Origin of the sequence: Pseudomonas fluorescens (assembly GCF_001623525.1) — a bacterium.
GTDB lineage: Bacteria > Pseudomonadota > Gammaproteobacteria > Pseudomonadales > Pseudomonadaceae > Aquipseudomonas > Aquipseudomonas fluorescens_Q.
Window position 1 is genome coordinate 1,193,700 of the sequence record NZ_CP015225.1, and the last position, 15,276, is coordinate 1,208,975.

Below are 15,276 nucleotides of genomic sequence, written 5' to 3' on the forward strand. Positions count from 1 at the left end.
ATGCGTAATGTTGATGTTGTGCACGATGCGCACATACACAAAACCTGTGGGAGCGAGCCTGCTCGCGAAGACGGTGTGTCAGTAAGCGATGATGTCGACTGACCCAACGCTTTCGCGAGCAGGCTCGCTCCCACAGGTTACTTTTTCCCAAGGGTTTCCTTTCGCCAAGCCGAGCCGGGTCAATACCCGCGCTGTACATTCGCCAGGTTCTCCGGCACCCGTCCGGCCAGGAAACGCTCCAGATTCGCCAGGAAGCTGTCAGCGATTTCGTAGCGACTGTTGCTGGAGATCGCCGAGGTATGGGGGGACAGGCGCACCCTGGGATGGGTGTAGAACGGATGGCCATCGGGCAGTGGTTCGGGTTCGGTGACGTCCAGGGACGCGAGGCCAATGAGTCCGCTGTCAAGGGCCCCAAGCAATGCGTCCTGGTCCAGCAAGCCGCCCCGCGCGATGTTGATCAGGTGCAGGCCCGGCTTGGCGCTGGCGAGAACGGTGCTGTTGACGATATGCCGGGTTGCCTCGGTCAATGGCGCGGCCAGCACGAGGTGATCGGATCGGGAGAACAGCGCATGGATATCCCGTGCGGCCTCGATGCCCTCGACGTCGAAGGGTGTCTGGCTCTGACGCAACGCCAACACCTTGATGCCCAGGGCATGGGCCTTGATCGCCAGGCTGCGGCCAATTGCGCCAAAACCCAGAATCCCCAACGTACTGCCCTTGAGCGGTGCCAGGGCGCTGAAATTCCATTGCGCGTCGTGTACCCAGATATCCGGCAGTCGCTTGGCTGCGGTAAAGATCGCGGCCAGGGCGAATTCAGCGATGTTCTCGGCGGCGCTGCCCCGGGAGGTGCTCACGGGTGGGCCGTCGAAAAACCATCTGGGGTAGAAGTCGATACCGGAAGACACCACCTGGACCCATTTCAAACCGTATGGCCAACCCGGAGGTGGCGTGTCCGGCGCCAGGTAGCCGCGTACATTGATCGGTCGCGCCAGCAACACAGTGACGGTGGCCGGCAGATCGCTGGGAACACCGGCCGGTACGGCGAGGACCTCGGCGCCAGGGTGTGTCAGCGCGAGGCGCTGGCGAATCACATCGTTGAAGTCTTCATCCAGTTGGCTGGCGATCACAAGCGTGCTCATGAAATGTCCTTTTTCTGGCGTTGGGCGAACACCGCCTTGCCGACGCCTTGCAGCACGGCGTCGTTTTGCGGGGTGTGGACGCGGCTGCACAGCACATCGCGGTAATGCCGTTGCAGCGGATTGTGCCGTGACAGGCCGGGATTGCCGGACGCTTCGATGGTGAGCTCGACCGCACGGATTGCGTTGCCAGTCACCAGGTACTTCAATTGCGCGGCGTGTTGGGCCAGGGTGAGCCCCTCGGCGGCGGCATCCAGCAGGCTGCGGTTGGCGAACAGCAGGGTATCGAGGTGTCCGACGGTTTCCTGGAAACGCGGCAACGTCGCCAGCGCGGCGCCCAGGTTGGACGGCTTGCGTTGTTCCAGCCAACCGACAAACCAATCACGCGCGGCTTGGGCGACACCGTCATAGACCGCTGCCAGCAAGACCGCCATCCACAGGAAGCCCTCGCTGTCGAGTTCCGGTTGTGGCGCACTCCAGGGGCTGACGCTGACGGCGTGATCCAGCGGCACCAGCACGTTGTCGAACAGTACTTCGTGGCTGCAGGTGGCGCGCATGCCTAGGTGGTCCCAGTCCTCGATGATGCTGATGCCTGGCGTATCCCGGTGGACCAGCCAGGCGCCCACCAGCGGGTCTTCATCGGTGCTGCGGGCCCAGACGCTGAACCAGGTCAGACCATGGCTGCCGGTGGAATAGATTTTTCGACCGCTGATTCGCCAGCCTTTCGAGGTGCGCCTGGCAACGGTCGCCGGCAAACCGCCACGGGCCGGAGTGCCCAGGTCGGGTTCGACGCGCAAGGCATTGATCAGCGCACCGTCGCGAACGGCATCCTGGGCCACGCGCAAGCGCAATGCTTCGGGCCAGCTCCGGCTGTCCTGCAGGCGCGAATGCTGGAGATACTGCATCACCAGAATCAGCGCTGTTGAGGGTTCGCCTTTGGCGACCGCCGCAATGACCTTGCGTGCCTGCGCCAGGCTGGCACCACCGCCGCCGAGTGCCTTGGGCACCGTCAGGGCCAACAGGCCGTGTTCGTGCAACAGCTTGAAGTTCTCCAGGGGGAATTCGCCGCTCTCGTCATAGATGTGGGCGGTGGCGCCCAATTGTTGGCTGAGGTGTTCGAGCACTGTGTCGAAGTCGGCAACATCGACCGATTGCAGCAAGGGCGGACGTAAAGAGGAAAGACTCATGGCGGGTTCACTCGATCAAAAAATAAGAGCCAGCTACAACCCGGTAGGGTTCACAGCGGCAGCAGGCGGAAGTTGCGGTCCCACAGCGGGCTCACGTCGAGCCGTTCGTTCAACACGCCGGCCGCGAAGAACAGGTCGGCGACTTCCTGTTGCGAGGCGATGGCCTGGTCATTCACTTCGACGACTTTCGTGGGCTGGCTACGGTTGTTGTACATGTCGAGAAACACCGCTTTGTCGACGCCCAGCAATTGGGCCGACTTGGTCGCCCACGGCTCGGGATTGTTGTTGATCCATTCCCAGGTGCGCGCCTGGCGCTGGATGTAATCCTGGATCGCCTGTTTGCGCAGCGGGTCTTCCAGGGCCGCGGGTCGTGCGGCGATCAGGTAGTTGCCGGACAGATAGCCCAAGGCGGTCTTCAGTACCCGGGCACCACTGCGGAACTTCGCCAGTTGGATGAACACGCCATAGATCACCCAGGCATCCAGCTGGCCGCTCTGGAATGCGCTGAAACCGTCTTGGGGCGTCAATGCCACCGCGGTGATGTCGTTCATGGTCAGGCCTTGTTCCTTCAGGGCCTTGATCAGGAAATAGTGGGAGGTGGTCGAGCGCACATAGCCGACTCGCTTGCCGCGCAACTGGCCGATCGACTCGATGGGCGAATCCTTGGGAATCAGGAACACCTGGTTGTTCACGTCACTTTGCAAGACGGCGATCAGGCGCGGCTGGCGATGGCTCTGGATGGAAAAGATGGGCGGGATCTCGCTCATGCCGCCGACATCCAGGCTACCGGAGGCCAGCGCTTCGACAATCAGGTTGCCGCCGGCGAACTCGGAATATTCGACTTTGTAGGGCGTGTTACCGGTGCCGGCATCCTCGACGAAGTAGGAGTCCTGTCCGCGGTAGGTGGCGACTCCCAGGGTCAGGTCCGCCAGCTGCTTGCCTTGGGCGAAAACACGCGGGGCCAGACCCAGTGAGGACAGCCCCAGCGCACCCAGGGCGAAGGAACTGGCTGTGAGGAAGTCGCGACGATTGAGTAAGTTCATGCCACGGCCTCGCGGGTCTTTTCTGTCGACCGGTGTGCCTGCGCGTAGCGGTTGGTCGGCACCTGCAAGCCCAGGTTGTCCCGCAGCGTATGGCCGCTGTATTCGCTGCGAAACAAACCGCGCTGTTGCAGGACCGGCACGACCAGTTCGGTGAAATATTGCAGGCCGTCCGGCAGCAAGGAATTGATGATGAAGCCGTCGGCTGCGCCATTCTCGAACCAGGTCTGAATCGCGTCGGCGACCTGTTCGGGTGTGCCGACAAAGTCGCTCCGTGGCTGGGAGAAACGCAGGGCAACTTCACGCAAGGTCAGGCCTTCGTCGCGGGCCAGTTGTTTGATTCGGTCCGAGCCGCCTTTCTGGCTGTTGGCCCCCAGGTCGCCCAGTTCGGGGAAGGGAGCGTCCAGTGGGTACTGACTGAAATCATGGTCGTTGAAGGGACGGCCGAGGGCGACGATGGCGTCTTCGATGCTCACCAGTGACACCGCCTGCTGGTAGCGCTCTTCGACTTCGGCTTCATCGCGACCCACGATTGGCCGGATCCCGGGCAGGATCGACAGTTGCGCCGCATCGCGGCCAAAGCCCTTGGCGCGGCGTTTCAGGTCCTGGTAATAGGCCTGCGCTTCTTCGAAGCTTTCGGCGCCGACGAAAATCGCATCGGAATTTTCGGCGGCGAAGTTTCGTCCGTCCTCGGAAGTCCCAGCCTGGAAAATCACCGGTTGGCCTTGGCGGGAGCGGGCGATATTGAGCGGGCCCTTTACCGAAAAGAACTCCCCCTTGTGCTCCAGCGCGTGCAGCTTGCCGGGGGCGAAGAATTCCCCGGTTTGCTTATCGTAGGTGAAGGCGTCGTCTTCCCAGGAGTCCCATAACCCCTTGACCACCGCCACGTGTTCCTTGGCGATCCGGTAGCGCACGGCATGGGGCGGGTGCTCGCTCTTGCCGAAATTATCGGCGGTGCCACTGAGCCACGACGTCACCACGTTCCAGCCAGCGCGCCCGCCGCTGATGTGGTCCAGCGAGGCAAATTGACGCGCCACCTGGTAGGGCTCCGTGTAGCTGACGGTCACGGTGGCCACCAGGCCGATGTGCGACGTCAGTGCCGCCAGGGCCGAGAGAATGGTCAGCGGCTCGAAGCGGTTGAGGTAGTGCGGGCTGGATTTTTCATGGATGTGCAGGCTGTCGGCGATGAAGACGAAATCGAACTTGGCGCCTTCAGCCAGTTGCGTCTGGTGCTTGTAGAAACCGAAGTCGGTACTGGCATTGGGTTGCGCCTGCGGATGGCGCCATTCGCCCCAGCCGTGACCGACGCCATGGACCATTGCACCGAGTTTGAGTTGGCGTTGCTTGCTCATGGTTCTGCTCCTTTAACGCGAAGCCTGGGTGAGGGGGGCGCGCAGGGTGTTGAAGCTCTTGTCGAAGCCTTGGGAGACGTCGATGTGTCGCGTCAACAAACCTTCTTCCTGATAAATGTCGGCGGTTGTCTGCAGGCCGCTGACCACCGCGTCGTCAATCGCTACTGGCTGCATGTGGGTCGCGTTGGCTACCGCCAGGTGCACGTCCAGGGGCAAGCCAGTGATCTTGGCCTGTGCAGCGGCGTATTCGTTGGGGTGGTCATTGCTCCAGCGATAGGCGCGGTCGACCCGGGCGACAAAATCGTCCAGTTGCTGGCGCTTATCGGCAATGGCCTGGCTGGTGGCGGCGAGGTAGAGATGATTGCTCAGCAGGTTGCTACCGCTGACCAAAACCTTGGCCTGGCTTTGCGCCGTGACGACAGTGGTAAACGGGTCCCAGGTCGACCAGGCGTCCGCGGTGCCGTTATCCAACACCAGCCTGGATTCGCTGGGCAGCAGGAAAACGAATTCCACGTCTGCGGTACTCAGGCCTGCGCTGCGCAGGGCCTTGATCGCCAGGTAATGTCCAATGGAGCCGCGCGTGGTGACGATGCGCTTGCCCTTGAGGTCGGAAACAGCCTTGATGGGCGAATCCTTGGGCACAAGAATGGCGGTGGTATTGCGTCCTTCAGCGTGGATGATGCTGACGACCTTGAGCGATGCACCGGCGCCCAGGGCGAACACATAGGGTGCATCACCGAGGGCGCCGATGTCCACGGCCCCGGCGTTCAGCGCTTCGCCCAACGGCGCGGCGGCGGGAAACTCGGAAAACTGAATGTCGTAGGGCACGTCCTTGAGCTCGCCGGACACTTCCAGCAGGGCCTTGATGGTGGACTTCTGATTGGCGACTCGCAGCGGTTGCAAGTCGGCGGCGTGGACCGAGCCAAAGGCAAGGGTCATCAACAGCAGGGTGAGGGTCAGGCGCATTGCGGGGCTCCAGGCTGACAGTGTTGCGTTCAGTCGCCTCCGCCTGGAGAAGGGGTCGGCTGGTGTAGAAGGGGTCGATCGTTCGACCCCCTCGTGCGTTCAGATGACGAAAAATCCATGGGTGCCGTCGCGGGCCAGTTGGTCGACGAGGCCATACTCCCAATCCAGATACGCCTGCATGGCTTCCCGAGGGTTATCAGTGCCCTCGTAAGGCCGCCTGTAACGGTCGATGCGCGGCGAAGCGAGGCGGGTTTCGCCATGCTCCAGCGGCAATTGCGCGGCGATCCAGGCGGCGGTGCCGTCGCGCAGCAGGAACACGGCCTTGCCGGTGATGGCCTCGACTTCGGCGACCGCCAGTCGTGCCAACTGGCTGCTGCCGCAGGTCAGCACATAACGTTGGGCGGAGGGCACTTTGCCGAGGGCTTCGCTCAGTTGCGCGCGCAACACCCACCAGGCGCCCGGGATATGGCGCTTGACGTAGTTGGCGCTGCTGGTGAAATCCAGGACCACCGTGTCACCTTCGTCCAGCCACTGAGCAAGGGTGTCAGGGCTGATTTCCTCGGCCTGCGGCGGTACAGGAACGGGGGCTTTCCACGGGCCCCGCTCACTGAAGTGCGCCGGCTCCAAATCATCCAGCACGTACACGTCCCAACCCAGTTGCGCGAGCCAGGAGGCGGTCATGTTCGCCCGCACGCCGTCATCATCGACCAGCACCAGGCGTGCACCGCGAACACTGGCGAAGTGATCGGTTTCCTGCACCAGTTGCCCGCCGGGGGTGGAGCGGGAAGCAGGCAGGTGGCCGGCTTCGAATTCCTCTGAGGTGCGCACGTCGAACAGGTAGGTGCTGCGTGCCGGTTCCTGTTGCCAACGCTGCAGGTCGGCGAGGGTGGCGCGACCGACTTGCGCCCTGTCGGCAACTCGGCGGGCATCGCGGGCGGCAATGTCTCGATGCTCCTCGCCAGTGACGGTGAACCGGCGTGACTGGCCATGCTCCAGCGTCTGGCCGGCCAGGGTCCAGCCGATGGTGCCGTTGCGCAGGGCGGACACCGGGTTGGCGATACCCGCATTGATCAGCGACTGGGTGCCGATGATGCTGCGGGTACGCCCGGCGCAGTTGACGATGATTCGGGTTGATGGATCCGGCGCCAGCTCCCGGGCACGCAACACCAGTTCCGCCCCCGGCACACTGATGCCGCCGGGGATGCTCATGGTCTGGTATTCGTCGAAGCGCCGAGCGTCGAGCACCACCACGTCGGCCTCGCTGTCGAGCAGCGCCTTGACCTCTTCCGCCGCCAGTGACGGCGTATGGCGCTGGCTTTCCACCAGCTCGCCAAAGGCCTTGCTCGGCACATTGACGTCGATGAACAGTTCGCCGCCGGCCTTGCGCCAACCTTCCAGACCGCCTTCGAGCACGCTGACATCAACGTAACCCAGGCCTTCCAGGCGTCGCGCCGCAATGTCGGCCAGGCCTTCGCCGTTGTCATAAACCGTGACCTGGGTGTCGCACCTGGGGATGCGCGAGTAGACCTCAAGCTCCAGCTTCGACAGCGAAATGTTGGCGGCAAACAAAGGGTGACCCTGGGCGAAGGGCGCCTCTTCGCGCACGTCGACGAGAGCCAATTCTTCACGGTCCAGCAACGCTTGGCGAATCTGCGAGTAGGAGCGGGTGCGTACGGTGCTCATAGGGCTTGGCTCTCTTTGGACAGGTCCCAGATGTTGGGGAGGAAGGCATTGGAATAACCGGAAATGAACAGCTTCTCGCTACCGTCGGGCTGGTACACCGCGCGGCGGACGGCGCCGATGTTGGCCCCATAGACGTGGATGCTGATGGAGACCTGGTCATCGAAGGCATTGCTGACTTGATGAATGTCGCCAATCTTGGGGGAGACGGCTTCGACTTGACCGGGACGCAGTTCGACGCGTTCGCCCTCGGCGAACAGGTACCCGTCAGGGTGACGGTGAAAACCCTGGGAATATTCCGCCCCGCGCAGCATGCCGATCAGCCCCCAGACCCGATGGTCGTGGATCGGTGTGCGTTGCCCGGGTCCCCAGACAAAACTGACGACGCTGAAGCGTTGCCGTGAATCGGCGTGCAACAAATATTGTTGATAGCGTTCGGGGTCTGGCCTGGCGAAATCTTCGGGTAGCCAATCGTCATGGCTGACGAGTTGGGCAAGCAGCTTGCCACCGCGATGGAGCAGGTCGCCTTCGCGGGGATTGCTGTCGATCAACTCTGCCAGGGCGCCAATGAATGCTCTTAATCTTTCCGGGTGTCGGGCCTGGGTCATGGCGAATCCGTCGTCGTAGAGGAACATGAGATGCTGGTAATGTAAGCATAATGATTTGAATTAATATGCTATTTTTTAATGATTAGCTTATAGCTGGAACGAATTTAGACTGGGTAGATCTAGCGTTAGAGGTTATTGGTCGGTGGGTTGGGCTATCCAGCCATAGGCATTGGCACTATGCTTTTCACACATCTTATTGACTGTTCTCTATGTGCGGGCCAAATGAAAATTGACGATATTGACGCCTTTGTCGAAGTGATTCGTTGCCAGTCCATCAGCCATGCCGCCGAGACGTTGCAGCTGACGCAACCGGCGATTACGCGGCGCGTGCAGAACTTCGAGCAGGCATTGGGTGTGGAGTTGTTCGACCGCAACACCAAGCCGCTCAAGCCCACCTTGATCGGCACGCGGGTCTACGAGCAATGCCGTTTGATCCTGCGGGAGATGGATGCCTTGCGGGAACTGGTCGCCACCGACGCGCCGCCGACCGGGCTGCTGCGCCTGGGTGTTCCGCAAACGATTGGTGATGTGGTGTTGCTCGATGCCCTCAAGCACTTGCGCAGCGAATACCCCGAGTTGCGCGCCCAGGTGGCCACGGGCTGGGGTAGTCAGCTGGTCGGCAAGATCGAGCGTGGCGAGTTGGATGCGGCGGCGGCTTTGTTTCCTGCCGGCAAGATCTTCCCCGACAACATTGTCGGCGAGTCGATCGGCAAGATGGAGTTGGTGGTGGTCTGTGCCAAGGCGCAACTGCCCAAGCGCCCTTGCAAGCTGGCCGATGTCTACCAGAATGGCTGGGTCCTGAATCCCGACGGCTGCGGTTTTCGCGCCGGGTTGCAACGGACCTTGTCCGACCAGGGCTTGGCCTTGCGGGTCAACCTGGAAACCTTCGGCACCGAATTGCAGTTGGGTCTGGTCGCCGATGGCCTCGGCCTTGGCTTGGTGCCGCGTCCGTTATTGGAGCGCAGCGCCCATCGCGATCAACTGGCAGCCATGCCCCTCAAGGATTTCAAGCCGGTGATGGACCTGTGGCTGATCTACCCGCACTTTCTCGGCAACCTGCAAGGGCCGGTGGATGCTTTCGGCAAGCTGGTGGCCGGATCGTTGCAGAAGATCAAGAGCGCCGCGTAAGGCGTGGGGAGGGTCTTTATAATAAAAAAAAATAATAATTAGCTTAGATTAAAATGTGCTTTTTATTATTTTTTGCCTTCCCCTAGGCTTGCTGGAGATCCTTAAGGCCATCCAGGAAGTCTTGTCATGAGCAGCGTCAGCCCACTGTCTAGCGTTTCGAAAAATGTCCGTCAACGCGTCACTCCCGAGGAATGGGAGGTTCGCGTGAAGTTGGCCGCCGCCTACCGGTTGGCGGCCTTGTTCAAATGGACCGACCACATCTACACGCATTTTTCCGCACGCGTGCCCGGGCCTGACGAACATTTCCTGATCAACGCGTTCGGGTTGTTGTTTGATGAGATCAGCGCTTCCAACCTGGTCAAGGTCGACGTCGATGGGACCATTGTCGATGACCCTACGGGACTGGGCATCAATCACGCAGGCTATGTGATCCACAGCGCGATCCACGGTGCGCGTCCCGACCTGCAAGCTGTGCTGCACACCCATACGCGCGATGGCATCGCAGTGTCTGCCCAACGCGATGGCCTGCTGCCGATCTCCCAGCATTCCATCGCTTTTTCGGGGCGGGTGGCCTACCACGGCTATGAGGGCATCGCTCTGGATCTCGACGAGCGCGAACGATTAGTGGCGGACCTGGGAGACAAGAGTGTACTGATCCTGCGCAACCATGGGCTGCTGACCGCGGGCATCAGCGTCGAACACGCGTTCCAGCAACTGCAAGGACTGGAGCGCGCCTGCAGCATCCAGATCGCGGCGCAGGCGGCTGGCAATGCCGAACTGATCTTCCCGCCGGCCGAGGTCGTGGCCAAGGTTGAAACCCAGGCCGAGACACTCAAGAAAGGCGATGGGCCGGGTGTTGCGCGGCATTGGAATGCACTGATTCGGCAGTTGGAAAGAACTGGCCTCGACTACAAGAACTGAGTCTGTGGGCGAATGTGTTGAAGGTTGTAATCGGCACATTCCTATTGTGGAGCGAGCCTGCTCGCGATAGCGTCGGGTCAGCCAGAATTGACGTTGGCTGGTCCACTGCTATCGCGAGTAAGCTCGCTCCCGCCTATTCCGCGTATCGCTTTCAAGCCACCTTTTCAGAAGCCTGGCGCTCGCGCTCGACGATCAGTCGGCGCGTCAGCGGGATCAGGCGCTTACCATAATCGATGGCGTCATCAAGCGGATCGAAGCCGCGGATCAGGAAGGTGGTGATACCCAGGTCGTAGTAGTCGAGCAGCGCTTCTGCCACTTGTTCCGGGGTGCCCACCAAGGACGTCGAATTACCCTGTGCGCCCAGCAGGCTGGCAATGCCGGTCCACAGCCGCTTATCCAGGCGCGAGCCCTGGGCTGCGGCTGCCAGCAGGCGTCGCGAGCCTTCGTTCGGTGGTTCCCGGCGTACGAATCCATTTTGTTCGGCCAGTGCGCTTGCCTGTTGCAGGATGCGCTCGGCGCGTTCCCAGGCTTGCTCTTCAGTGTCGGCCAGAATCGGTCGCAACGACAGGCTGAAGCGGATGCTGCGGCCATGTTTGGCGGCTTCGGCACGCACCTGGTTCACCACCTCGCGCACTTGCTCGTAGGTTTCCCCCCACAACGCATAGACGTCCGCATGCTTGCCCGCCACCGCGATGGCGGCCGCCGATGAACCGCCGAAGTACAGCGGGATATGCGGCTGCTGCGGTGATTTCACATCCGAATGCGCGCCTTCGAATTGGTAATACTTGCCTTGATAATCGAAAGGCTTTTCGCGGGTCCATTCCTGGCGCAGCACGTCGAGGTATTCGTCCGTGCGGGCATAACGCTCGTCCTTGCCGATGTAGCTACCGTCGGCACGCAGCTCCCGATCATCGCCGCCTGTGATGATGTGCACGGCGGTGCGCCCGCCATTGAACACATCCAGCGTGGCGAACTGGCGAGCCGCCAGGGTTGGCGCAACGAACCCAGGTCGGTGCGCAATGAGGAATTTCAATTTTTTCGTCACACTGGCGGCGTGGGAGGCGATCAGCGTGCTATCCGGACTGTTGGAATGAAACGCGACCAACGCCCGGTCGAAACCCGCTTCTTCGTGGGCCCGGGCCACTTTCTCCACATAATCGGGTTGCAGGGTTGGGCCGCTGCGAGGATGGATCTCCGAGGCGTGGTGGCCGCCGATGAAACCGATAAATTCAACACTCATGGTGGGTTCCTTTTCTTTGAACGGGTGTGATTTCACCTCCACCAGGCAAGGGGTCGGTTCGTGACGAACAAAGGTAGGCGTGCGGTGTTGGCCTGTGAAATGCCAATTTGTTCTATGTTAAGTATCAAATATATTGATTAAATATCGTCAAAATTATCAGGTATATGCATTTTAAGGTAAGCGGTTCGCGAGCCCGCCAACGACGCTGCCTGGGATGCATTATCATGCAAATAATTTATCTGAAATCGGAGATATCTGATTTCTAATCATATTAGGTTATTCCCAAAAAGAATTTCACTGCGTTTTTTTATGCGAATAGCATGAAAGCGAAGCTGATGCATGGCGCCTCCGGCCATGTTCTTTATGAGGAAGGAAGCCTGATGAGCAACAAGACTTTCGAGACACAAGGCACCAGCAGCTCGTTATTCATCGACAAGACTGCGGGTCTCAGCGCAACGGGGCAGGGTGTGTCGAGGCTGGCCCCCGACTGGTTGCGTCGTTGGCGCACGCCAGAAGCGCTGCTGCGCTTGATCAGCCCGATTGTGCTGCTGCTGTTGTGGGAACTGGCGTCGCGCTGGGGCTTGATCCCGCAGCGGGTCATTGCCGCGCCGTCGCAGATCGGCGGAACGCTTTGGGCCATGATCGTCTCGGGTGAGCTTGGCAGGCATTTGTTGGTCTCGCTGCAACGGGCGCTTGTAGGGTTGAGTATCGGCGTCACCATCGGCGTGTTTGCGGCGCTGATCAGTGGCCTGACGAAACGCGGCGAGGTGGTCCTCGATTCGCCTATGCAAATGTTGCGCACCATCCCTTCGCTGGCCCTCGTGCCGCTGTTCATTCTCTGGTTCGGCATCGGCGAATTCACCAAGATCGCCCTGATTGTCATCGGCACCACCTTCCCGGTGTACCTGAACCTGTTTGCTGGCATTCGTAATATCGACCCCAAGCTGATCGAGGCGGCCAACACGTTGGGGCTGAGCCGTCGAGAGCTGATATGGCACGTGATCCTGCCGGGCTCCTTAACCTCGTTTTTCGTCGGCCTGCGCTACTCCCTGGGGATTTCCTGGCTGGCCCTGGTATTTGTCGAGCAAATCAACACCACCGCCGGCATCGGCTACCTGGCAAGCGATGCGCGAGATTTCATGCGCACCGACGTGATCGTGATCTGCTTGCTGATCTATAGCGTCCTCGGTCTGTTGATTGACGGATTGATCCGCACGCTGGAGCGATTTGCCCTGGCCTGGCGCCCAACTTTTGTGAGGAACTGATATGTCGAGCATTGATCTTGTGAACGCATCCAAACCCACAGAATCCGTAGCGCCTGTGCAATTGCGCAACGTGGTGCGTCAATTCGGCCAGCAGCGGGTGATCGATGGCTTGGACCTGGATATCGCCCCGGGAGAGTTCGTCGCGCTGCTCGGCGCCAGTGGTTCGGGCAAGACCACCTTGCTGCGCAGCCTGGCAGGACTTGACAGTATCGACAGCGGTCAACTGCGCGTGCCCAGGGCACGAGCGGCGGTGTTCCAGGAGCCTCGGTTGATGCCCTGGAAACGGGCCTGGAAGAACGTGATTCTTGGTCTGCGCGTTCCCGATGCCAAGACTCGTGCGGTAGAAGCCCTGACCGAGGTGGGCCTGGCCCATCGGCTGGAGGCCTACCCGGCGACGCTGTCTGGCGGCGAAGCCCAGCGGGTGGCGCTGGCTCGCGGGCTGGTGCGCGAGCCAAAGTTGTTGCTGCTTGACGAGCCGTTCGCCGCGCTCGATGCGCTGACCCGGATCCGCATGCATCGGCTGATCATCGATTTATGGCGCAAACACACACCTGCTGTGTTGCTGGTGACCCACGATGTGGACGAAGCGATCCTGCTGGCCGATCGGGTCATCGTGCTGGCCAACGGCAAGATCGCTGAACAATTGACGATCGATCTGCCCAGGGCACGGGACACCGGCCAGGAAGGCTTCCAGAACATCCGTGCGCGCCTGTTGAAGTTGCTGGGTGTTGAAAGGCTGGAGCCTGTGACCCAGGCAAACGGCGCTGCGCTTCAGGCTACCAATAGCAGCGTCCGGCGGTTTGCCCATGGATAATTTGACGACAAAGGCGTTCGCCGCCATGCCCAGGCGCACCTGGAAAAACACGACCGCACTGTTGACCGGCGCCGCGCTGCTGCTGGCTGGCTGCGGCGAAAGCAGCGACACGAAATCGCCTTCCGCCAAGGCCCCCGACTTGTCCAGCGTGACGCTGGTGCTGGGCGATCAGGCCAAGGGTCTGCGCACGGTGGTGGAAGCGTCGAACGCCTTGGAAGGTATCGAGTACAAGGTGCAGTGGGCGAACTTTCAGGGTGCCGCGCCGTTGTTCGAAGCCCTGCGTGCCGGTGCTGTCGATCTGGCGCCGGCGGGTGATACGCCGGTGCTCGCGGCGGCGACGGGAGGCACGCCCTTGCGGATTGTCGCGGTGCGGCGCGGTCAGGCGCGAGGGATCGCGATTCTGGTCCCGCCGGACTCAACGATTCGCAGCGTCGCCGATCTGAAAGGCCGCAACGTTGTGGTCTCGTCGGCCCGAGGCAGCATTGCCCAATACCTGCTGATTCGTGCACTGGCCAATGCCGGCGTCGATGAGAACGACGTGAAGGTGGGATTTGTCCTGCCGACCGATGCCTTGCCAGCGTTCAACGCCGGAAAAATCGAAGCCTGGGCGACGTTTGGTGTGTACCAGGCTTTCGCCGAGCAGAAGGGCGCGCGGGTATTGCTCAGCGGGGAGGGCATCAATTCGGGGCTGACGTTCATCACTGCTTCCGATGAGGTCTTGAATGATCCCCTCAAGCGCAAGGCGTTGAGTGATGTCCTCGGACGTTTCGCCAAGGCCTTCGAATGGGCGCAGGACAATCGCGACGAGTACGCCCGGGTGTTCGCCAAGGTCAACGACATTCCCCTCGAAGTCTCGCAGACGTTGCGCAGTTGGGGCGACGAGTCCCTGGTACTGATCGAAGCGAGAGACGTCCAGGCCCTGCAGCAAGTCGATGACTTGTTCGTGGAAAAGAAGATCTTCCCCCATCGAGTCGACGTCAAGGCGCTGACGAATGAGCAGGTGTTTTCGCCGACGCCTTTGGTGTTGACGCAATCGGAATCGGCGCGTTAGCCCAGGTTCTGGCGGGCTCGATTTGGACATTTACAGGAGTCGATCAATGGGCAATGTTCAGAGCGCCACCCGTGCCCTGGAGATCTTCCGACGACCGCTACCAGGTGGCGAGTTGCTGGATCTTGGACGGGTGTTCCGCGAGCCCTTGGGGTTTTCGCGGTTGCACACCACGCCCAAGCACATTCTGAGTCGTCGCGAAGGGCTCTTGCTGGGAGCTTTCGTCCTGGTGCTGCATGGCGCGGTGATTGTCTGGGTCAACCAGGCACCCGCGCCGGTATTGCCCGTGGTACCGCCGGAGATCCCGCCTATGACCATCGAGTTTTCCCAGCCCGCGCCGCCGGTAGTGCCTCCGCCACCCGCGCCGGTTGTGCAGCCTGCGGTCGAGCCACCGTCGCCGGTCGAGGAGGAGCTGGCCGTCAAACCTGCGCCGCCTAAACCGATTCTCAAACCCAAGCCGGTGGTCAAACCGGTGCCAAAACCCGTGGCCAAGCCTGTTGAGCCGCCACCGGCACCTCCAGCGCCGCCGCAACCGGTCGCGGCCCCTGCACCGCCTGCACCGCCCGCGCCGAAACCGGTGACGCCACCGTCGGCCAGTGCCGGTTACCTGAAGAACCCGGCGCCGGAATATCCATCGCTGGCGATGCGTCGTGGTTGGGAAGGCACCGTGTTGTTGCGGGTGCATGTCCTGGCCAGCGGCAAGCCCGGTGAGATCCAGCTGCAAAAAAGCAGTGGCCGCGATCAGCTCGACGCCGCCGCGCTGGCTGCGGTCAAGCGCTGGAGCTTCGTTCCGGCCAAGCAGGGTGACGTCGCCATGGATGGGTGGGTCAGCGTGCCCATCGATTTCAAAATCAAGTAACTCAACTTATCCGAAAGACCGCGGGCCACCTG

The 15,276-nt window shown here is 61.3% G+C and carries 14 protein-coding genes; 6 read left to right on the forward strand and 8 right to left on the reverse strand.

Annotated elements, in window-relative coordinates:
* Nucleotides 1–179: 179 nt before the first annotated feature.
* The 7 genes from TK06_RS05150 to TK06_RS05180 form a co-directional block, all read right to left on the reverse strand.
* On the reverse strand, nucleotides 180–1,139 hold the full coding sequence (locus TK06_RS05150; protein WP_063321120.1) for a D-isomer specific 2-hydroxyacid dehydrogenase family protein: 960 nt from the start codon (nucleotides 1,137–1,139) through the stop codon (nucleotides 180–182).
* A complete protein-coding gene (locus TK06_RS05155) occupies nucleotides 1,136–2,323 on the reverse strand; it encodes an acyl-CoA dehydrogenase family protein (protein WP_063321121.1) in 1,188 nt (395 codons plus the stop codon). The genes TK06_RS05150 and TK06_RS05155 overlap by 4 nt, the downstream gene beginning before the upstream one ends.
* 50 nt (nucleotides 2,324–2,373) lie before the next feature.
* The gene (locus tag TK06_RS05160; RefSeq protein ID WP_063321122.1) at nucleotides 2,374–3,366 is read right to left on the reverse strand and encodes an ABC transporter substrate-binding protein; all 993 of its coding nucleotides are present in this window, start codon (nucleotides 3,364–3,366) and stop codon (nucleotides 2,374–2,376) included.
* Entirely contained in the window at nucleotides 3,363–4,715 is a 1,353-nt protein-coding gene (locus tag TK06_RS05165; RefSeq protein WP_063321123.1) for an LLM class flavin-dependent oxidoreductase, read from the reverse strand. The genes TK06_RS05160 and TK06_RS05165 overlap by 4 nt, the downstream gene beginning before the upstream one ends.
* Nucleotides 4,716–4,727: 12 nt before the next feature.
* Nucleotides 4,728–5,681, reverse strand: coding sequence for an ABC transporter substrate-binding protein (locus TK06_RS05170; protein ID WP_063321124.1), 954 nt, complete (start codon nucleotides 5,679–5,681; stop codon nucleotides 4,728–4,730).
* 99 nt (nucleotides 5,682–5,780) lie between these two features.
* Complete coding sequence (locus TK06_RS05175) at nucleotides 5,781–7,364, reverse strand: rhodanese-related sulfurtransferase (RefSeq protein ID WP_063321125.1); 1,584 nt, start codon at nucleotides 7,362–7,364, stop codon at nucleotides 5,781–5,783.
* The gene (locus TK06_RS05180) at nucleotides 7,361–7,969 is read right to left on the reverse strand and encodes a cysteine dioxygenase (RefSeq protein WP_063321126.1); all 609 of its coding nucleotides are present in this window, start codon (nucleotides 7,967–7,969) and stop codon (nucleotides 7,361–7,363) included. Before TK06_RS05180 ends, TK06_RS05175 begins: the two co-directional genes overlap by 4 nt.
* Nucleotides 7,970–8,191: 222 nt before the next feature.
* Here TK06_RS05180 and TK06_RS05185 point away from each other — a divergent pair, with 222 nt between their 5' ends.
* Nucleotides 8,192–9,097: a LysR family transcriptional regulator gene (locus TK06_RS05185; protein ID WP_046061828.1), complete on the forward strand. Its 906-nt coding sequence runs from the start codon at nucleotides 8,192–8,194 to the stop codon at nucleotides 9,095–9,097.
* A 126-nt stretch (nucleotides 9,098–9,223) separates the two neighbouring features.
* Nucleotides 9,224–10,018 (forward strand): class II aldolase/adducin family protein, encoded by a 795-nt coding sequence (locus TK06_RS05190; protein WP_063321127.1) that lies wholly within the window; start codon nucleotides 9,224–9,226, stop codon nucleotides 10,016–10,018.
* A 151-nt stretch (nucleotides 10,019–10,169) separates the two neighbouring features.
* Here the strand turns inward: TK06_RS05190 and TK06_RS05195 are convergent, their stop codons facing one another.
* Nucleotides 10,170–11,258 (reverse strand): LLM class flavin-dependent oxidoreductase, encoded by a 1,089-nt coding sequence (locus tag TK06_RS05195; RefSeq protein WP_063321128.1) that lies wholly within the window; start codon nucleotides 11,256–11,258, stop codon nucleotides 10,170–10,172.
* Between the two features lie 380 nt (nucleotides 11,259–11,638).
* Between TK06_RS05195 and TK06_RS05200 the strand changes: the two genes are divergently transcribed.
* From TK06_RS05200 to TK06_RS05215, 4 genes are read left to right on the forward strand one after another with little or no spacing between them, the layout of a single operon-like run.
* The gene (locus tag TK06_RS05200; RefSeq protein WP_063325070.1) at nucleotides 11,639–12,523 is read left to right on the forward strand and encodes an ABC transporter permease; all 885 of its coding nucleotides are present in this window, start codon (nucleotides 11,639–11,641) and stop codon (nucleotides 12,521–12,523) included.
* 1 nt (nucleotide 12,524) lies between these two features.
* Nucleotides 12,525–13,337: an ABC transporter ATP-binding protein gene (locus tag TK06_RS05205; RefSeq protein WP_063321129.1), complete on the forward strand. Its 813-nt coding sequence runs from the start codon at nucleotides 12,525–12,527 to the stop codon at nucleotides 13,335–13,337.
* 25 nt (nucleotides 13,338–13,362) lie between these two features.
* Entirely contained in the window at nucleotides 13,363–14,388 is a 1,026-nt protein-coding gene (locus TK06_RS05210) for an ABC transporter substrate-binding protein (protein WP_063321130.1), read from the forward strand.
* Between the two features lie 46 nt (nucleotides 14,389–14,434).
* Nucleotides 14,435–15,244 carry an energy transducer TonB gene (locus TK06_RS05215; protein ID WP_063321131.1) on the forward strand — a complete coding sequence of 270 codons (810 nt, stop codon included), beginning with the start codon at nucleotides 14,435–14,437 and terminating at the stop codon, nucleotides 15,242–15,244.
* The last annotated feature ends 32 nt before the right edge of the window (nucleotides 15,245–15,276 follow it).